Origin of the sequence: Streptosporangium vulgare, from assembly GCF_042428775.1 — a bacterium.
GTDB classification, from domain to species: Bacteria; Actinomycetota; Actinomycetes; order Streptosporangiales; family Streptosporangiaceae; genus Streptosporangium; species Streptosporangium vulgare.
On record NZ_JBHMBS010000020.1, the window covers coordinates 144,668 to 163,764 of the forward strand.

Genomic DNA, 19,097 nt, shown 5'->3' on the forward strand with positions numbered 1-19,097 from the left:
CGTACCGGCGTGGCAGGGTTGGGGTATGCACGTGTCGGTCGCGGTGGCTCCCGGGGGCGGGGGTGTGCTGCGTGTGGACGGCGAGCCCGCCGGGGCCGTCGCCGACCTGGCCTCGGCCGCCCGCGAGCTGGAGGCCCGCGACCCGCGCTGGGTCTGGGCCGACACGCGGGAGGTCTACCCCGCGCTGCTCGCCGCCGGGGTGCGGCTGGCGCGCTGCCACGACCTGGTGCTCACCGAGGGGCTGCTGCTCGCCCACGAGGGGCGGTTCGGCGAGCCGAGGTCCGTCCCCGCCGCCTACGCCCGGCTGCACGGCCTCCCCGTGCCCGACGACCACCATGGTTCCCAGGCGCGGCAGGCCACCCTCTTCGAGGAGGAGGCGCCCCCGCCGGACGCGAACCTGGTCGCCGAGGTGTACGCCGACCAGCTGCGCCGCGTCGAGGCCACCGCCGACCCGCGGCGGTTCCGGCTGCTGGTCGCCGCCGAGTCGGCCGGGGCGCTGATCGCCGCGGAGATGGCCCAGGAGGGCATGCCCTGGCGGGAGGACGTGCACGACGAGCTGCTCACCGGCATGCTCGGCCCGCGCCCGGTGCACGGCATGCGGCCCGCCAAGCTCCAGGCGCTGGCCGACCAGGTGGCCGCCGCCTTCGGCACGCCGTTCAACCCCGACTCCCCGCAGCAGATCGTCAGGGCGTTCAAGGCGGCGGGCGTGCCGGTCGCCTCCACCCGGGCCCACGACATCAAGCAGGTCGAGCACCCGGGGGTCGCGCCCCTGCTCGCCTACAAGGAGATGGCCAGGTTCTACAGCTTCCACGGCTGGGCCTGGGCCGACCAGTGGGTGCGCGACCACCGCTTCCGGCCCGAATACGTGGTGGGCGGCGTGGTGACGGGCCGCTGGGCCACCAACGGCGGCGGGGCCCTGCAGATCCACAAGCTGATGCGCAAGGTCATCGTGGCCGACGAGGGCTGGACGCTCGTCGTCGCCGACGCGGCCCAGCTGGAGCCGCGGGTGCTCGCCGCCATGGCGGGAGACGGCGGCCTGGCGAGGGCGGCCGGGGAGGCCGACCTCTACCAGGCGCTGGCGAAGGCGTTCGGCGGCGAGCGCGACAACGCCAAGCTCGCCATGCTGTCGGCGATGTACGGGGGCACCAGCGGAGACGCGTCCAGGCTGCTCGCCGTGATGCGCCGGCGCTTCCCCCTCGCCCACCGGTTCGTGGAAGACGCCGCCCGCGCCGGGGAGGAGGGCAAGGTGGTCCGCTCCTGGCTGGGCCGCACCTCGCCCCCGCCCTCCGCCAGGTGGCGGGAGCTGGTCTCCGGCCCGGAGGGAGGCCGCGCGGCCCGCGACCGCGGCCGGTTCACCCGTAACTTCGTCGTCCAGGCGACCGCGGCCGAGTGGGCGCTCGCGCTGATGGCCGTGCTGCGCGGCCTGCTGCCCGACCCGGCCAGGCTGGTGTTCTTCCAGCACGACGAGGTGATGGTGCACTGCCCGGCCGAGCAGGCCGGCGAGGTCGTCGCGGCGGTCGGCAAGGCGGCGGAGGAGGCGACCCGGCTGCTGTTCGGGTCGACCCCGGTGCGCTTCCCCATGCAGGCCGTCCCGGTCAGGTGCTACGCCGACGCCAAATGACGCCCGGGGCCCTGCCCACACTCCCGGCCGCACCTCCTGGTCCCGGCCGCCGCCCCAAGCCCGCTCCCGTTCCCGGCTGTCAGTCCCGGGCCCGCTTTCCCTCCCGCTCCCGTTTCCTGCCGTCGGTCCCGGTCCCGCTCCCGGCCTCGGTCCCGCTCCCGGCTCCGGCCTCGTGCGGTCCCGGGGGTTCCCTGGCGGTGACGGTGAGAACCGGGTACGGGCCGACGTGGCCGGGGCGGGGGTGGTCGCGGCTCAGGCTCAGGCTCGGGTGCGGGCCAGGGCGAGCCAGGTGCCGGTGACCGCCACCATGACCGCGACGGACGCGCCGAGCACGCCGTACGACAGGCTGCCGACGATCACTCCGGCGATCACGGTGCCGGTCGCGCCGCAGACGTTCATCAGCAGGTCCGAGAGGCCCTGCACGGGGGTGCGGTGTTCCAGTGGCACGGCCTCGCTGAGCATCGCCGAGCCGGAGATCAGCCCGCACGACCAGCCGAGGCCGAGCAGGACGAGGCCGATGGTCACCCGCGGGACGTCGTGCGCCCCGGCGCCGCCCGCGAGGACGGTGGCGGCCAGCAGCAGGCCCATCCCCAGCACCAGCACCGGGATCCTGCCGACCCGGTCGGCGAGCCAGCCGATCACGGGTGACAGGACGTACATCCCCGCGATGTGCAGGCTGATCACGACGCCGATGACCGTGTACGTCGAGCCGCCGTGGTCGAGGTGGATCGGCGTCATGGACATGACCGAGACCATCGCGGTGTGGCTGACCGCGATCGCGGCCAGGGCGCGGCCCGCCAGGGGCGTCCCGCGCAGCACCCGCCAGGCGGTACGGAAGGTGCCCCCGCCCTTCCCCGAGGGGTCGGCCGGGCCGGACTCGGGGGTGCCGGAAGCGGGAGACACGTCCGGGGCCGGGAGCGTGGCGCGGGCCAGGAGCAGCGGATCGGGACGCAGGGCGATCACGATGATGCCGAGGGCGATCGCGAAGCCCAGCAGGGCGAGGGCGAAGGGACCGCTGCCCGCCGACAACCCGAGCCCGGCGCTGAACCGTTCGGCGGGCTCGGCGAGGTTCGGCCCGGCGACCGATCCGATGGTGGTGGCCCACACCACCAGCGACAGGTGCCGGGCCGCGTGCCCCGGCGGGGACAGGTCGGTCGCGGCGTAGCGTGAGGCCAGGCCGCCCGCGCTGGCCGCGCCGAACAGCACCAGCCCGGCCAGCAGCAGCGGCCACGATCCCAGGCCGACGGCGAGCAGCGAGAGCAGGCAGCCGAGCAGGGCGCACCCGTAGGCCAGGGCGAGCCCGGCCCGCCGTCCTCCCCTGCCGGACGATCTCGCGGTGGGCAGCGCCAGCAGCGCGGCGCCCAGCACGACCGCGGTCCCGGCCAGCCCGCTGAGCGCGGTGGAGCCGGAGAGCTCCTCCATGGTCACCGAGCTGAAGGTGAGTCCCACGGCGACACCGATCCCGCCGCTGATCTGGGCCGCGGACAGGACGGTGAGCGTCCGCCGCCGCACGGCGGCGATCCGTTCCTCACCGGGGGAGCCGCCGGAGGATCCGCCGGGAGAGCCGTCAGGGAAGCCGTCGGGATTCGCGGTATTGGTGGGGTTCGCGGTCACTAGCGAAGTCTGTCATCACTCATGACCGCGCCACGAGGTTATTACCCATGACCGCACCACGCGGTCGTCTCACCGGCGGGGTGAGGGGACGACCGGCGGGATCAGTCGACCGGTACGAAGGTGGCGAAGAACGTCTGGAGGATCTCCGCGTTCTTCTCCCAGTCCAGATCCTGGACCCTGAACGTGATCTGGTAGGCGGTCAGGCCGTTGACGGCGACGTAGCGCGTCAGCCCGTGCATCGGGACGCCGTTGGGCTGGACGTAGGTGTACTCCCAGTCCGCGGCCTTCCACGCGCGATAGCTCACGGTCGTCACGCCGACCTCGGTGTACTCGTCCAGGCCCTTCTTGCTCGCCCTGCTCAGCGCCAGCACCGGCTCGGCGACCGGCACCTTGGCGACGACGATGTTCTGCCCGCCCCCCTTCGGCCCGGAGAAGGTGGCCACCGCGCCTGCGCTCTCCTTCACCGTCCAGTCGTCGGGCACCGCGCCGGAGACACCGGCGGCGTCCACCAGCTTGAAGCCCTCGGGGACCTCGCTCGGCCCCGCGGGCGTCAGCGGCTCGGCCGCCGTGGAGATCGCCGTGGACGGGGTCGCGGGGGTCGCGGGATCGGAGTTCCCGCCGGGCAGGAAGACGAGCAGGCCGGCGACCACGATGGCCAGCACGCCGCCCCCGCCGAGCATCAGCAGGCGGAGGTCGGGGCCGCCGCCGTCGTTTCCCGGCGCGCGGCGCGAGGTCCCGCGCGATCCGGTCCGGCCGGGGGAGGTCAGCTGCGAGTCCCGTACGGCGGCGCGGGAGGACGACTCCTGCGAGGAGGGGGTGGGCCAGAGCGCCGCCTCGCGGGCTCGGGAGGCCTCGCTCTGCCCGCCGCGCCGCGGCGCGGCCGGTGGCGCGGACAGCGGTGCGGACTGAGTGGACGGCGCGGCGGGCAGGTCGCCCGAGAAGCTGGTCAGCGGGTCGAACGAGTTGCCGTCTGGTCCGGTCGCCGGGATGCGCAGCGCGTCGTACCCGCGCTGGTGCCCGCCGGTCAGGCCGGTGGCCGCGTCGGCCTGCGGTCCGCCCGCCCGAGGGAATCCGCCGGAAGTGGGACCGGGGAAGGACAGCAGGTCCGCGCGGTGGGACCCCGACGGGCCGGCGAGCGCGTCGTAGGGGAGCGGGTGGCCGCCGGAGGAGTCGTTGCCCGAGCCGTACGGCACCCGGATCGGGCCGGAGGGCGTCTCGATGATCCGGGAGGGCATCGGCCCCGACGGTATGTCCAGCGGGGGCATCAGGTGGATCGGCATGGAGTCGCCGGGGACCGGCATCGACGAGGGCGCCGGGGTGGGCGCGCGGTTCGGGGTGCTGGAGCCGTGGCTGCGCAGCACCCTGTCGAGCAGGTCGGACACCTGCGAGGCGCTCATCCGGTCGGCGGGGTTCTTGCGGAGCAGGCCCTCGATGACGGTGATCAGGGCACCGGCCCGCTGGGGGCGGCTGGGCTCCTGGGTGAGGATCGCGCCGAGCACGGCCACCGCGTCCGGCCCCTCGTAGGGGGGCCGCCCCTCGACCGCCGCGTACAGGGTGGCGCCGAAGGACCACAGGTCGGAGGACTGCGTGACCGGCTGGCCCGACAGCCGCTCCGGCGGGATGTAGGCGGGCGAGCCCATCAGCAGGCCGGTCTGGGTGATCGCGACGTCGCCCTCTATGGCGGCGATGCCGAAGTCGGTGAGGACCACCCGGTCGGAGGTGAGCAGCACGTTGCCGGGCTTGACGTCGCGGTGCATGATCCCGGCGGCGTGGGCGTGGCGGAGCGCGTCGAGCACCCGGACGCCGATCTCGGCGGCCTGGACCACCGGCAGCGGGCCGCTCTGCCGCACGGCCTGCTCCAGCGACCAGGCGCGGACCAGCTCCATCACGATCCAGGGGCGGCCGTCCTCCTCGACGACGTCGTGAACGGTGACGATGCCGGGGTGGCTGAGCCGGGCCGCCGAACGGGCCTCGCGCAGCATCCGCCGGTGGGCTCCCTGGGTGCCCGCGTGGTCGAGTCCGTAGGGGAGGATCAGCTCCTTGACCGCGACGTCCCGGTCGAGCAGGACGTCGTGCGCGTGCCACACCATGCCCATGCCGCCACGGCCCACCGGTGACACCAGGCGGTAGCGCCTGCCCACCAGCCTGCCCTGGCCCTCCGGTGTTCCGCCGCCGGAATCGCCGCCCTCAGGCCCCTGGGGGTTTCTCCCGAGCAAGCGATCGGTCATCGTTCCCCGTTCCCCATAACCAGCGCTTTCGTGAGGTGGACACGATAGCGAGATGGCATTTGGTCATGGAAGTTTGCATGCTGAGAAAGCACGTGACGGTATTTGTCAGGATCGGTGTTCTTCGGATCACTGAGCCTGCGTCCGCGCTCCGACGTCGCCGAATGCTACCGGCGGATGGACAAAATGTCAGCTTTACCCAATCTTAATAGATGAAAGATCACTCAGTCGTCCGATGTTCACGATCGGCGGCCTCGGCCAGCGCGGCCAGCGCCGAGGTGAAGGCCGAGGAGGGCGGGCTGACCAGGCCCGCGCCGACCTGTCCGGTCCCGGCGACCCGTCCGGCGATACCGGTGTTCACGGTGGGCAGCAGGCCCGTCCTGGCGACCAGCGTGACGTCGACGCCGACCGGCGTGCCCCGGAAGTCCAGCCCCGGGATCTGGTACGCGGGATGCTCGGCCAGGGTGATCTCGTACATGGACCGGGTCGCCGCCATCGCGTCCGACACGTCGCCGCCGACGAACCGCACGATCGCCGGGGCCGCGGCCATCGCGAAGCCGCCCAGCCCCGCCGTCTCGGTGATCGTCGAGTCGCCGATGTCGGGGTTGGCGTCGTCCGGGCCGTACGCGCCCAGATAGAGGCCGTCCGGCACTCCCGCGGGGCCGGTGAACCACCGGTCGCCCAGCCCGGAGACCTGGACCCCGAAGTCGGTGCCGTTGCGGGCCATCGCGACGACCATCGTGGAGCCGGGGATGTCCCGCGCGGCGTCCGTGCTGACCTTGCACGCGGCCATGCCCGCGTTGAGGAAGAAGTGGTCGTTGCCGTTGACGAAGCGCAGGACCTCGGCGGCGTGGCCGGGAGCGGCCTCCACCACGTCGGGGGCGAGCTCGCGCACCAGCAGCGAGGTGGCGGCGCGGTTGCGGTTGTGCAGCTCGTCGCCCATCTGCAGGGCCTGCGCGGCCAGCGACCTGAGGTCGAGCGGCCCGCTCCGTTCCAGGGTGGCCTGGAGCACCGGGCCGAGCACCTCGCCCATCCAGCGCAGCCGCTCCAGCACCTCGGGGCCGTACGCGCCGTAGCGCAGCACCTTGCCCAGGCCCTCGTTGAGCGAGCAGTAGGCGGTGCCGCCGTGCTCGGCGTCGCGGACCTCGAACATCCACATCGACGGGGTGACCACGCCCGCCATCGGCCCGACGGTCCGGTGGTGGTGGCAGGAGTCCAGCCGGGCCCGTCCGGCGGCCAGCAGTTCCTCGGCCTCCCCGGCGTCGGAGGCGAGGCCCTCCAGCAGCATCGCCCCGATGAGCGCGCCCCGCATCGGGCCCGACGCCCGTTCCCACTCGATCGGCGGCCCCGCGTGCAGGAACGTCCCCTTCGGCAGGTCGAGCACCTCGTGCGCGGGCCGCACCCCGACGAGCTGCGGCCGCGCCGAGACCAGGCGGCCCACGGCCGTCTCGTTGGCGCGGACCCTGCGCGGGTCGGCCAGCACCCTGGCCAGGTCCGCCTCGGTGCCGGGCATCGGCGGGCGCCAGTCCACCCGGACGCGCGGGACGGCCTGCGCGTCCAGCGCCTCACCGAGCAGGTCGGCCCCCACCGTGATCACTTCCGGCTCGCCGGAAAGCATGGACAGCGTCATCACTTCTCCCTGAACCTGAGACCCGGGCGTGAAGCCCGAACCTGAACCCCGAGCCCGAAACCGGAGCCCGCGACCCGAACCTGAACCCCGAACCCGCGGCCGGGTTCTGGAACCCGAGCCGAGTCCGCGGCCGGAGCCCGGCCCCGGACCCCGAGCCCGTGGCCGGGTCTGGAACTCGAACCCGAGCCTGCGGCCGGGTCCTGGAACCCGACCCCGAGCCCGACCCCGGACCGGGGCATGAGACCCGGCCTGAGACGAGCCCGGAGACCTCCGCCTTCCGGCGAGCGGTCAACGAGCGGTCAACGAGCGTCCGTGGTGGTCCCGGAGGCCGCTCGCGCGGCGTACCCGGCGGCCCCGGCGTTGGACGTGAACACCGCGGCCCCCGCCGCGTTCAGGGCCCCGGCCTGCGCGGCCAGCCCCTGCGGGTCGCCCTCGGAGCCGACCAGCGCGACCACCGCCGTGACGCCTCTCGCGACGGCCTCGGCGATCGCGGGCGCGAGCCTGGCCGAGGGGTCGGGGTCGGCGCCGTGACCGAGCACCACGTCGAGCAGGACGACGTCGCCGGACGGCACCTCCGCCAGGGCCTCCAGGCGCAGCGTCGGGTCGATCATCGGGTGGGCCCTGCCGACCGTGTAGGCGTCGTCTCCGAAGTCGGTGAACTCGCCGGTCCCGGCGATCAGCCGCGCCTCCACGCACAGCGTCCCGCCCGAGTAGATCCCCCGCACGTTCCTCCCGGCCTTCCCGGCTCCCGCGTCGCTCGACCCGGAGAGCCCAGAGAGCCCGGCTCCCGCGCCACTCGTCCCGGGAGCGGGCCAGGAGGGCCAGGTGGGGACCGGGACGCCGAGGGCGCGCAGGGCGGCCTCGGTCACCGAGGTCAGGTCGTCCCGGCCGGGGCCGAGCAGCGCGGTCACGACCGGCGTGCGGAGTTTCGCGACGGCCTCCTCGACGGCCCGCGCGACCTCGGGGGCCGGGGGCTTGGAGATCAGGACGATCAGCTCGGTGGCGGGGTCGGCGTCGAGGGCCTCCAGGGCGCGCAGGGTGGACAGCCCGCCCACGTCCGCGGACAGGTCGCGACCGCCCACGCCCAGCACGTGGGAGACCCCCACCCCCGCCAGGTCGAGCAGGCAGGTCACCTGCTGCGCGCCGGTCCCCGAGGCGGCCACCACCCCGACCGGGCCCGGTCGCAGGACGTTCGCGAAGCCGAGACCCGCCCCGCCGACCACCGCGGTGCCGCAGTCGGGACCCATGACCAGCACGCCGCGCTCGGCGGCGCGCCTCTTGAGCAGCACCTCCTGCTCGACGGGCACGTTGTCACTGAAGATCATCACGGACAGGCCCGCCTCGACCGCGTCCAGCGCCTCGGCGAACGCGTACGGGCCCGGCACCGAGACCAGGGCGAGGGCGGCGGCGCGCTCGCGGGCCGCCGCGCGGACGGTGCGCGGAGGGCGTTCGGTGCCGCCACCGCTCGTGGACGGGGCCGACAGCGCGGCGAGCAGCCCGTCGAGTTCCGCGGACGCGGCCTCCAGGGCGTCCGCCTCGCCGCGCAGCGCGATCAGCAGGTCGGCGGGATCCGCCGGGGGAAGGCCGAAGCCCAGCTCGGCGGCGATCCCGAGGTTGAGCTCGGTGGCCATCGCCACCACCGCGACCTCCACGCCGGGCAGCGCGGACGCCGCGCGGCTCACCCGCATCAGGCTCACGGAGTCGTGGTAGACCCCCGTACGCGTCCGGACCACATCAGTACTCGCCATCGCCCCCGCCTTCCAGATCGATCACCGCCGCGAGCCCGATCCGCAGCCCCCACGCCAGGTCCGCCCCGGAGGTGTGGCCCAGCTGCAGAAGGCGGTGCAGCGCCGGCTCCAGGGACTGCCGTCCCGCCATGCCCCGCAGCACGGCCAGCACCTCGCCGCTGGCCTCGCCCCGGGCGGCGCAGTGCAGCAGCGCCGCCGAGATGGGGGTGGTCCTGCCGCGTACGTCGAAGGTGACCGCCGCGGCCAGCCAGTCGGCCAGCCAGACGGCCCGGCCCGCCCCCGTCGCCCCGCCCAGGTGGCGCAGCGCGACCAGCAGTCCCGCGAGCACGTCGTCACCGCTCGGCGTGAGCCCGGGACCCAGGCCGACCAGTTGCTCGGCGGCCATCACGCTCTTCAGCAGCGAACCCTCGGCGCAGCCCTGGGCCAGCAGTCCGGCCGCGCCGTTGCCCTCCAGCCCGGGACGCCTCGGCGACCGCTCGCACAGCTCCGCCATCGCGGGCAGCGAGCGGGCCAGCCGCGCGGCGTCCACGGCGCCGAGCGGCGGGGCCGGGTTCCACCAGCGGTGGGCCCGCAGGCTGAGCCGCCCGACGTCGATCGAGCCGTCGCCGACGGACGCCTCGTCGCCCACCGCGACCAGGGGCATCGGGTCGGTGACCACCATGGCGTTGGGCAGGCGGGTGGCCTCGCCGGTCAACACCGCGATGACCTGCGGTTCCAGCTCGGTGCGTACCTCAAGGTAGACGCCGGCGGGGAAGGCCGCCAGCACCCGCGCCGGGCGGCGGGGCGCCTCCAGCATCTGGCGCAGGGCCGTGCTGGCCGCGCCGGTCCGGTGCGTCCGTACGTGCACGCGCTGCGCCCTCGGGCGCGTCTTGATGCTCATGAGCGCTCCTCGGCCGGCCCCGTGGGTGTGAAGGTGCTCTCTCCAGCGGTTCGCTCGCTCACGGACCCCCCATCCATTGAGCCGACGGTAGAACGGGCGTGGACACAGGCCGTACGGAGAAAGCTGCCAACAGTCTGTCCAAAGGTTGGCTCTTCCTGACAGACGGGTCCATCAGTCACAATCGCCTAATGGAACCCCCCGTGCGCCCGGCGAGCACCGGAACGATCATCCATGGCGTCGCCGTCGGCGAGGTCCTCGGCGTCTCGACACTCGCGGGGGCCCGGCTGATCGCGGGGGAGCGGGGCCTGGACCGCGTCGTGCAGCGCCTCAACGTGATGGAGGTGCCCGACGTCCTGGCCTGGGTCAAGCCGCACGAGCTGCTGCTCACCACCGGCTACCCGCTGCGCAACACCCCCCAGTCGCTCGGCAGGCTGGTGGCCGACCTCGACGAGCGCGGCCTGGCCGCGCTCGCCATCAAGCTCGGACGCTATCTCGACGAGCTGCCCGAGGAGATGGTGGAGCAGGCCGACCGGCTGGGCTTCCCGCTGATCCAGCTTCCCGACAACGTCGGCTTCGACGACATCCTCAACCAGGTCCTGACCGACATCCTCAACCGCCAGGCCGCCGTGCTGGCCAGGGCCGAGGAGGCGCACCGGGCGCTGGTCCAGGTCGTGCTCGCCGGGGGCGGGCTGCGCGAGGTGACGGCCGAGGTCGCCGGGCTGCTGGGCGTGGGGGTGGCCGTGCTGGACGGGGCGGGCCACGTGCTCGCCGCGGCCGGGCCCGTCGAGCACGTGGCCACGCTGCGCGAGGCCCCCGGGGCACCCGAGGGGCGCCACACCTCGGTGCCGGTCGTGGCGGGCGGCCACCACCACGGCAGGATCGTCGCCTGCGGCCCGGTCGGGTCCATCGGTGACGGCGACGTCGGCATTCTGGAACGTGCCGCTACGGTCGCCGCGCTGGTGGTGACCCGGCAGGAGGCGGTGAACGCCGTCGAGAGCAAGTACCGCGCCGACTTCCTGCGCGACGTGCTCACCGGCAGGGCCGGGGGCTCCGAGCGGGTCGCCTCCCGGGCCAGGGCCTTCGGCTGGGACCTGCAGCGCCCGGTCACCGTGCTGGTGGCCGAGCTCGACCCCGAAGGTGACGAGCGCGCCGCCCAGGACCGCCTGGTCACCTGCTGGACCGCGGCGATGCGCCGCCACGACGCGCGCGGCGCGGTGGCCGGGTTCTCCCACGAGGTCGTCACCGTCGTGGACGCGTCCGTCGACGCGGGCCGCCTCGCCAAGGACGCCGCCGCGGCCTTCGCCGAGTCCCTGCCCGCCACCTTCTCCACCGGCGCCAGCCGCACCGCCGTCGGGGCCGAGGCGTTGCCCGAGGCGTACGGCCAGGCGCTGAAGGCCGCGCGGGTGGGCCGCCAGCTCCACGGCAACGGCGCGGTCGCGCACTTCGACCAGCTCGGCGTCTACCGCCTGCTCTCCCTGGTCAACGACACCGCGGAGTTGCACGCCTTCGTCCGCGAGACCCTCGGGCCGCTCGCCTCCGACGACGACGTGGAGAACGCCGACCTGCGCCGTACGCTGCAGGTGCTGCTGGAGACCAACCTCAACGTGGCCGAGACGGCGCGCAGGCTGCACTTCCACTACAACACGCTGCGCTACCGGATCGGCAAGCTGGAGCGCATGCTCGGCGGCTTCACCGAGGACGCCCACCTGCGCCTGAACCTCACCCTCGCCCTGCACGTCCTGCGGATGCGCGGGATCTGACGGCCGCGGCCCGCGCCGGGACGCGACGGGGGATCCGGCGCGTACGCGGGATCTAAGCTGTTCGGCGTGAACGAGACCTTCGAGCTGGACACCGAGTACATCCCGCTGTGCGACCTGCTCAAATACTGCGGCGTCACCGAGACGGGCGGCCAGGCCAAGCACTTCATCGCCGACGGCAACGTGCTGGTGGACGGCGAGGTCGAGCTCCGCAAGACCTGCAAGATCCGCGACGGCCAGGTGGTGACCGGCGACGGCTTCGAGATCCACGTGGTCGCGAATCGACGTGCGCGTCACACGTGACCCTCGGCGGGGCGGCGGGACTGCCGTGCGCGTGAACCCTCGCCAGGTCGGCGGGTGTGTCGTGCGTGCCCCTCGCCGGGCCGGAGAGCGCGCCCGCGTGCCCTTCGCTGGACCGGAGAGTGCTCCCGCGTGCCCCTCGCCGGGCACACGGGTGCGGCGTACGCGATCCTCACCCATCTCACCGGGCGGATAGATAGGCCGTGCGCGAGGTGTCCACTGGTCGGCCGCTCAGATTTGGCAGATCATGACGGTGTAAGGGCATGCTTTCCGTCCTAACGTGCCCGCAACAGCTGTAAGGGGATTCGCCGGAGGGAAGCCCGCGGGGTGGTCACCGACCGACGGCCCGGTGAAAGGTGGGGCTCGATGGTTGCAGGTTGGACGAAACACGGCGACGGCAGGACACTCGCCCCGGGAGAGGTGGTCAGACCCGGCGAGCGGCTGTCGTGGCCGCGGATGGTCGGGTTCGGGGCGCAGCACGTGGTCGCGATGTTCGGCGCCACCTTCGTCTTCCCCCTGGTGATGGGACTCGACCCCAACGTCGCCATCATGTTCTCGGGCGTCGGGACGATCATGTTCCTGCTCATCGTGAAGGGGAGGATCCCCAGCTACCTCGGGACCAGCGCCTCGTTCGTGGGCGGAGTGCTCGCGATCCGGGCGCTCATGGGCGGTGACACGCCCGCCACCGACGCGATCGTCACCGGCGCCATCCTCGTCGCCGGGCTCGTCCTTGCGCTCGTGGGCGTGGCCATCCACTTCCTCGGTGTGCAGATCATCAACCGCGTCTTCCCGCCGGTCGTCACCGGCGCCGTCGTGATGCTGATCGGCTTCGGCCTGGCGTACGTCGTCGCTGACATCTACTGGCCGCAGGACCAGTGGATCGCCCTGATCACGATGACCGTCACCTTCGTCATCATCGTGCTCTTCAAGGGCTTCGTCGGCAGGATCGGCATCCTGCTCGGCCTGATCATCGGCTTCGTGCTCTCCTGGGGGGCCGACAAGGTCTTCGGGAACATCACCGCCTTCAACGCGGGCACCGGCGCGGTCGACACGCACCCCAGGGTGAACTTCGACGCGGTGGCGTCGGCCGACTGGATCGGCCTGCCGAGCATGCACTTCCCCGACTTCAAGTTCTCCGCCGTGCTGCTGGTCCTCCCGGCCGTGATCGCGCTGGTCGCCGAGAACGTCGGCCACGTCAAGGCCGTCGGCGAGATGACCGGGACCGACGTCGACCCGTACATGGGCCGGGCGGTCGCCGCCGACGGAGCCGCCACCGTCGTCGCCAGCGCCTTCGGCGGCTCCCCGACCACCACCTACGCCGAGAACATCGGCGTGATGGCCGCCACTCGCGTCTACTCGACGGCCGCCTACTACATCGCCGCCGTCATCGCGATCCTGTTCGGCCTGTGCCCGAAGTTCGGGGCGCTGGTCGCGGCCACGCCGGGCGGCGTGCTCGGCGGCATCACCGTCATCCTGTACGGCATGATCGGCCTGCTCGGCGCGAAGATCTGGATCGAGAACCGGGTCGACTTCGCGGACCCCGTCAACCTCGTCCCGATCGGGGCCGGGATCATCCTCGCCATCGGCCCGGTCAAGCATATGATCAGTTCGGACTTCACGCTGGAGGGCATCGCCCTCGGCACCATCGTGGTGGTGGCCGGATACCACCTGCTCCGGGTCATCGACGGGCGGGGCGGCACCGGCGGCGGCGCCGGTCCGAAGGTGTCCGAGCCGCAACGAGAGGCCGCCGGGTGAAGCCACCCCCGTTCGAATACCACGCCCCCCGCTCCCTCGGCGAGGCGCTCGACGCCCTCGCCGGGGCCGGGGAGCACGGCAAGGTGCTCGCCGGGGGGCAGAGCCTGATCCCGCTGCTGAACATGCGGCTCGCCGCCCCCGGCCACCTGGTCGACATCAACCGGTTGCCGGAGCTGGCGTTCGTCGACGTCGCGCCGGAGGGCGTCCGGGTCGGCGCCCTGGCCAGGCACGCCCAGGTGGAACGGCACGAACCGGCCGCCGCGGCCCAGCCGCTGCTGCGCCAGGCGCTCCGGCTGGTGGCCCACCCGGTGATCCGCAACCGGGGAACCGTCGTCGGCAGCCTCGCCCACGCCGACCCCGCCGCCGAGCTGCCCGCCGTCCTCACCCTGCTGCGGGGTTCGGTACGGCTGGCGCGGCCCGGCGCGGTCAGGGACGTCCCCGCGGGGGACTTCTTCACCGGACCGCTGGAGTCGGCGGTCGCCCCGGGAGAGCTGGCCGTCTCCGCGTTCTTCCCCGCGCCGCCCCCGCGCTCGGGCACCGCGTTCCGCGAGGTCGCCCGGCGGCACGGCGACTACGCCCTGGCCGGGATCGCGGCGCTGGTCGTGCTGGACGACGACCTGAGGATCACCTCGGCCACGGTGGCGTGCGTGAGCCTCGCCCTCGTCCCGCTGCTCGTCGACGTCACCGAGGCCGTCGGCCACCGCCCGGCCGCCTCGGCCGACTGGGCCTCGGCCTCCCGGCTCGTACGGGAACGGGTCGATCCCGAGACCGACATCCACGCGACCGCCGCCTACCGGCGGCACCTCGCCGGAGTCCTCGCCGAGCAGGCACTCCGTGACGCCGCCAGGGAGGCCGCGGATGCATGAGATCACGCTGACCGTCAACGGGGTGCTCCGGCAGGCCGAGGTCCCGGCGCGGCGGCTGCTGTCCGACTGCCTGCGGCACGACCTCGGGCTGACCGGCACGCACGTCGGGTGCGAGCACGGGGTCTGCGGGTGCTGCACGGTGCTGCTGGACGGCGAGCCCGTCCGCTCCTGCCTGACGTTCGCGGTCACCGTGGACGGGCGCGACATCACCACCGTCGAGGGGCTCGCCGAGGAGGACGGCACGCTCTCGCCGGTCCAGCGGGCCTTCGCCGAGTGCCACGGCCTGCAGTGCGGCTTCTGCACCCCGGGTTTCCTGTGCACGGTGACCGCGCTGCTGCGCGACAACCCGGCGCCGACCGACGAGGAGGTGCTGGAGGGCATCTCCGGCAACCTGTGCCGGTGCACGGGCTACCAGAACATCGTCAAGTCCGTCCACCGCGCGGCCGAGATCATGGCGGAGGAGCCGTGAGCGGGCACCTCATGGGCGGGCGCGGGGGATTCCCGCGCGGGCTCAGGGGGCTCCCGGGCGGCCGAGGCGGCGGGCACGTCCCGGCGGGACGTCAGGTGAGGCGATCATGACCACGAAACTGTTCGGCGAGCCGGTCGTCCGGCGCGAGGACCCCCGGCTGCTGACCGGGAAGGGCCTCTACCTCGACGACCTGGGATCCGGGTCGCTGGAGGCGGCGTTCGTCCGCTCCCCGCACGCCCACGCCAGGATCCGCGACATCGACGTCTCGGCCGCCATCGAGGTGGACGGGCTGGTGGCGATCTACACCTGGGAGGACCTGCCCGGCGCGCTCGCCCAGCCGCTGCCGCTGCTCATCCCGCACCCGGCGCTCACCCACGGCCGCACCGCGTACCCGCTGGCCCGCGAGATCGTCAGGCACGTCGGCGAGCCCGTGGTGATGGTCGTCGCCCGCGACCGCTACCTCGCCGAGGACGCCTGCGCGCTCATCCGGGTCGACTACGAGATCCTCAAGCCGGTGGTCGGCGTGGAGGAGGCCGCGCAGTCGGCCCAGCTCGTCCACGAGGGCGTGCCCGGCAACGTCGGCGCGCACCTCGTCCAGGAGGTGCCCTCGGCCGACGGGCTCGGCGCGCGAGAGGCGATCGACGCCGCGCCGCACACGCTGTCGTTCCGGCTCGACATCGAGCGCAGCGCGTCCATGCCGCTGGAGGGACGCGGCGTGCACGCCCGCTGGGACGCCGACGACCGCTCCCTGCGCGTCCACTCCAGCACCCAGACCTCCACCAGCGTCCGGATGGCCATCGCGGCCAAGCTCGGCCTGCCGCTGCCGAAGGTCGAGGTGATCGCCCCCGACGTGGGAGGCGGCTTCGGCGTGAAGATCGTCCACCCGTGGCCGGAGGAGATCCTCGTCCCGTGGGCGGCGATGACGCTCGGCCACGAGGTCAAGTGGACCGAGGACCGGCGCGAGCACTTCGTCTCCTCCGCGCACGAGCGGGCCCAGGTGCAGTCGGTCCGGGTCGGCTTCGACGACGAGGGCCGGGTGCTCGGCCTGGACGTCGAGATCCTGCACGACCACGGCGCCTACACGCCGTACGGGATCATCGTGCCGATCATCACCTCCACCCAGCTGCTCGGCCCCTACCGGATCGGCGCCTACCGGGTCGAGTTCTCCTCGATCTACACCAACACCGTGCAGGTCACCCCGTACCGGGGCGCGGGCCGCCCCCAGGGGGTCTTCTGCATGGAACGGACGATGGACCACATCGCCGAATATCTCGGGGCCGACCGCACGGCGGTGCGCGCGATCAACTTCATCCAGCCCGACGAGTTCCCCTACGACCAGGGCCTGATCTTCCAGGACGGCCGCCCGCTCATCTACGACAGCGGCGACTACCCCGAGTCGCTGCGGATGCTCAAGGAGCTGATCGGCTGGGACGACTTCCCGGCGCGCAAGGCCCGCGCGGCCGAGGAGGGCCGCACGATCGGGATCGGCGTCGGCTGCTACGTCGAGGGCACCGGCGTCGGCCCGTACGAGGGCGGGCACGTCCAGATCACCTCCGACGGCCGGGTGCACGTCTCCACCGGCCTCACCTCGCAGGGCCAGGGCCACGAGACGGTGTTCGCGCAGATCGCCGCGTCCGAGCTGGGCGTGCCGATGGAACGGGTCTCGGTCGTCACCGGCGACACCCGCAGGTTCGGCTACGCGGTCGGCACGTTCGCCTCGCGCGCCGCGGTGATGAGCGGCAACGCGATCGCGCTCGCCTGCAGGAAGGTGCGGGAGAAGGCGCTGCGGATCGCCGCCGACGCGCTGGAGGCCGACCCCCGCGACCTGGAGATCGTCGACGGCGAGGTGCGGGTGGCGGGCATTCCCGGCGCCTCGATCCCGCTGGCGACCGTGGCGGTGCTGTCCAACCCGCTGCGCTACGCCTTCGACGAGGAGGCCGCGAGGGCCACCCAGTTCGCGGGCGCCGCGTCCTACGACCGGCCGCCGGTGGCCGAGGGGGAGGAGCCGGGACTGGAGGGACGCGACTACTACTCGCCGATCCGCTCGACCTTCGCCTCCGGCATGCACGCGGCCGTCGTCGAGACCGACCCGCTCACCGCCGAGATCCGCATCCTGCGCTACGCCGTCGTCCACGACTGCGGCAAACTGATCAACCCGATGATCGTCGAGGGCCAGATCCACGGCGGGGTCGCCCAGGGCGTCGGCGGGGCCCTGTACGAGAAGATGGTCTACGACGGTCACGGCCAGCTGCTGAACGCCTCGTTCATGGACTTCCTGATGCCGTACGCCACCGAGGTGCCCCTCATCGAGACCGCCCACCTGGAGACCCCGTCCCCGCTGAATCCCCTGGGCATCAAGGGCGCGGGGGAGGCGGGGGTGATCCCGGTCTCGGCGGTGATCGCCTCGGCGATCGAGGACGCGGAGGGGATCCGGATCGACAAGATGCCGATCTCCCCGTCGGACCTGTTCGACCTGCGGCGGGCGGCCACGGGCTGACCCTTGGCGTTATCAGGGCCCCCAGGGGCGCACCTTCCCGGCCCATGCACCAAGGAGAGCCCGTCGCTCGGGCTGGAAAAGCCTCAGTGCGAGGTGTCCTTTCGAATGGTCCGACGGCAGCGTGGCGAAGGCCCATCCTCCCAGCTCAGAGGGCGCCTTTCATGCTTTTCCGACTTTGCTCTGAGATTCACGCCGTGGGTTCAGGCCCAGCGCCCAGTCGATCGAGCACGCTGCCAAGGTGTCTTCACCCAAGAGGCCGCCACCGTATCGCGTCCAATCAGCGTCGCCGGCGTATCGAGCCCACTCTTCGCGAGTAATCTTCAGACTGTCTGGAGCATTACAAGCGACATCCACGGGATCCTCCAGTATCTCCGGCATGTCCCTCAGGTCCCACATCGTCACTCCACGGTCGGGGCCAGCGGTCAGCGCCACCTCTCCGTTGGCACTGACGGCGATGCGGCTGACTTCTTGGGAGTAATTCTTCAGGGAGGAGACGTTTGCCGGCCGAGATTGAATCGACAGATCCCAGAGCGGCACACTGCCGCCGTCTCCCGCAAAAAGTGCGATCTTCCCGGAGTCGGAGAGGGCGATACCGTAAAGATCCTTGTTGGGCATATCCAGAGTGGCAGTGTGAATCGGCTTGGCAGGGTCTGCCAGCGACCATATATCCGCCCGGTGTGAGCTCCCGACGAGGATTTCGCCTCCGTCTGCGGTAAGATATATCGGCTCTGCAGTCTTGAACGGCAGAGCCAGCCTGCTGCGTTGGATTGGGTTGTCGTGGCGGCCGAGATCCCAGATGGCCACGTCCTTATCCTTTGTCAGGATAGCGGCAAGGCGGGCATCGGCGTCAAGGGAAATGCTGCTGACACGGCCACTCGGTGGCCGAACATGCGAGCGCCTGATCGGTTTCTTTTTTACACCGAGGGACCAGATGGAAAAATTGCCGTCGAGGTCACCGATGCACGCCGTGCGACCGTCACGTGACAATGCGAGCGCCCCTATCCGGCGATCGGCCTCATTTTCAGCACTCGCGTCGACAGCTCCTAAGCGAGTGGGCTTTGCGAGGTTGTTCAGATCCCATAGCACCGCGGTGCCGTCATCTTGGCCGACCAACGCGGTCCGACCGTCGGCGGAGAGTGCGAGGGCGTCCACATCTTCGTAATCACCGTCCAATTTGGCTTGCTTTTCGACCGCACCTTCCATATTCGGTTCGAGCACTCCGCTCAGGTCCCAGACGCCGATCTCGTCTGCGTCTTTGATGAGCGCCACGTGGCCGTCCTGGCTCAACGCCACACTGCGGGCACCCCTTGGATTCAGCGAGAAAAGATCTTCGCGCCGTAGCACCAAGAGGCTTTCAATCAATGCCCTGCGGTTTGTGGCGTCCGGGCTGATATGTACCGCAGCCACGCCGAGCCTGAGGGATGTGTATGGATCCACATCCCTCAATTCGCTCGCCTGGAGGGCGAGAGAGCGAGCTAGAAGGGTCCGCTCATTCACGAAGGCTTCCCGCCGCAGGTAGACCAGCAACGAGCCGACCATCGCTATGACACCCAGCACGGCCAGGCCGATGATGACAAGGCGTTTCACGCTAAGACGGCCGGTCATGGCGGTACACCCATCTCCCACTGCTTGCCGATGTCGCTGTGCCACAGAATACCGGTGATGACGGCTTGCGAGAGGATGAGAGGGCCACAGAGAGTCGTCTCTCCCGCGAAGCTGTTGGTCGTTCTCCTTG

General features: G+C 72.3%; 13 protein-coding genes. 7 read left to right on the forward strand and 6 right to left on the reverse strand.

Annotation, left to right across the window (positions count from 1 at the left end):
• The first annotated feature begins 25 nt into the window (after nt 1-25).
• Nucleotides 26-1,621, forward strand: coding sequence for a bifunctional 3'-5' exonuclease/DNA polymerase (locus ACFFRH_RS32125; protein ID WP_344746647.1), 1,596 nt, complete (start codon nt 26-28; stop codon nt 1,619-1,621).
• A gap of 258 nt (nt 1,622-1,879) precedes the next feature.
• Here the strand turns inward: ACFFRH_RS32125 and ACFFRH_RS32130 are convergent, their stop codons facing one another.
• The 5 genes from ACFFRH_RS32130 to ACFFRH_RS32150 all read right to left on the reverse strand — a co-directional run bounded on the left by ACFFRH_RS32130 (nt 1,880) and on the right by ACFFRH_RS32150 (nt 9,718).
• Nucleotides 1,880-3,235 (reverse strand): MFS transporter, encoded by a 1,356-nt coding sequence (locus ACFFRH_RS32130; protein WP_344746645.1) that lies wholly within the window; start codon nt 3,233-3,235, stop codon nt 1,880-1,882.
• Nucleotides 3,236-3,336: 101 nt separating this feature from the next.
• Nucleotides 3,337-5,463: a serine/threonine-protein kinase gene (locus ACFFRH_RS32135; protein ID WP_386161188.1), complete on the reverse strand. Its 2,127-nt coding sequence runs from the start codon at nt 5,461-5,463 to the stop codon at nt 3,337-3,339.
• A 217-nt stretch (nt 5,464-5,680) separates the two neighbouring features.
• On the reverse strand, nt 5,681-7,090 hold the full coding sequence (locus ACFFRH_RS32140) for a YlbE family protein (RefSeq protein ID WP_344748242.1): 1,410 nt from the start codon (nt 7,088-7,090) through the stop codon (nt 5,681-5,683).
• A 299-nt stretch (nt 7,091-7,389) separates the two neighbouring features.
• Nucleotides 7,390-8,838: an AllF/FdrA family protein gene (locus ACFFRH_RS32145; protein WP_344748241.1), complete on the reverse strand. Its 1,449-nt coding sequence runs from the start codon at nt 8,836-8,838 to the stop codon at nt 7,390-7,392.
• Complete coding sequence (locus ACFFRH_RS32150; RefSeq protein WP_344748240.1) at nt 8,825-9,718, reverse strand: oxamate carbamoyltransferase subunit AllH family protein; 894 nt, start codon at nt 9,716-9,718, stop codon at nt 8,825-8,827. Before ACFFRH_RS32150 ends, ACFFRH_RS32145 begins: the two co-directional genes overlap by 14 nt.
• A gap of 188 nt (nt 9,719-9,906) precedes the next feature.
• Between ACFFRH_RS32150 and ACFFRH_RS32155 the strand changes: the two genes are divergently transcribed.
• The 6 genes from ACFFRH_RS32155 to cutA all read left to right on the forward strand — a co-directional run bounded on the left by ACFFRH_RS32155 (nt 9,907) and on the right by cutA (nt 17,362).
• A complete protein-coding gene (locus ACFFRH_RS32155; RefSeq protein WP_344748239.1) occupies nt 9,907-11,478 on the forward strand; it encodes a PucR family transcriptional regulator in 1,572 nt (523 codons plus the stop codon).
• Between the two features lie 66 nt (nt 11,479-11,544).
• A complete protein-coding gene (locus tag ACFFRH_RS32160; RefSeq protein ID WP_344748238.1) occupies nt 11,545-11,778 on the forward strand; it encodes an RNA-binding S4 domain-containing protein in 234 nt (77 codons plus the stop codon).
• Nucleotides 11,779-12,141: 363 nt separating this feature from the next.
• Complete coding sequence (locus ACFFRH_RS32165) at nt 12,142-13,530, forward strand: uracil-xanthine permease family protein (protein ID WP_344748237.1); 1,389 nt, start codon at nt 12,142-12,144, stop codon at nt 13,528-13,530.
• Entirely contained in the window at nt 13,527-14,396 is an 870-nt protein-coding gene (locus ACFFRH_RS32170; RefSeq protein WP_344748236.1) for an FAD binding domain-containing protein, read from the forward strand. The genes ACFFRH_RS32165 and ACFFRH_RS32170 overlap by 4 nt, the downstream gene beginning before the upstream one ends.
• A complete protein-coding gene (locus tag ACFFRH_RS32175) occupies nt 14,389-14,865 on the forward strand; it encodes a (2Fe-2S)-binding protein (protein WP_344748235.1) in 477 nt (158 codons plus the stop codon). Before ACFFRH_RS32170 ends, ACFFRH_RS32175 begins: the two co-directional genes overlap by 8 nt.
• Before the next feature lie 106 nt (nt 14,866-14,971).
• Entirely contained in the window at nt 14,972-17,362 is a 2,391-nt protein-coding gene (cutA, locus tag ACFFRH_RS32180; protein ID WP_344748234.1) for an aerobic carbon-monoxide dehydrogenase large subunit, read from the forward strand.
• Nucleotides 17,363-17,521: 159 nt separating this feature from the next.
• On the opposite strand, the gene ACFFRH_RS32185 is transcribed toward cutA, so the two are convergent.
• Nucleotides 17,522-18,949 (reverse strand): WD40 repeat domain-containing protein, encoded by a 1,428-nt coding sequence (locus ACFFRH_RS32185; RefSeq protein WP_386161189.1) that lies wholly within the window; start codon nt 18,947-18,949, stop codon nt 17,522-17,524.
• Between the last annotated feature and the right edge of the window lie 148 nt (nt 18,950-19,097).

Coding starts and splice junctions, on each gene's coding strand:
- ACFFRH_RS32175 (WP_344748235.1), top strand. CDS start 14,389: ATGCATGAGATCACGCTGACCGTCAACGGGGTGCTCCGGCAGGCCGAG.
- ACFFRH_RS32155 (WP_344748239.1), top strand. CDS start 9,907: ATGGAACCCCCCGTGCGCCCGGCGAGCACCGGAACGATCATCCATGGC.
- cutA (WP_344748234.1), top strand. CDS start 14,972: ATGACCACGAAACTGTTCGGCGAGCCGGTCGTCCGGCGCGAGGACCCC.
- ACFFRH_RS32135 (WP_386161188.1), bottom strand. CDS start 5,463: ATGACCGATCGCTTGCTCGGGAGAAACCCCCAGGGGCCTGAGGGCGGC.
- ACFFRH_RS32165 (WP_344748237.1), top strand. CDS start 12,142: ATGGTTGCAGGTTGGACGAAACACGGCGACGGCAGGACACTCGCCCCG.
- ACFFRH_RS32125 (WP_344746647.1), top strand. CDS start 26: ATGCACGTGTCGGTCGCGGTGGCTCCCGGGGGCGGGGGTGTGCTGCGT.
- ACFFRH_RS32150 (WP_344748240.1), bottom strand. CDS start 9,718: ATGAGCATCAAGACGCGCCCGAGGGCGCAGCGCGTGCACGTACGGACG.
- ACFFRH_RS32145 (WP_344748241.1), bottom strand. CDS start 8,838: ATGGCGAGTACTGATGTGGTCCGGACGCGTACGGGGGTCTACCACGAC.
- ACFFRH_RS32140 (WP_344748242.1), bottom strand. CDS start 7,090: ATGACGCTGTCCATGCTTTCCGGCGAGCCGGAAGTGATCACGGTGGGG.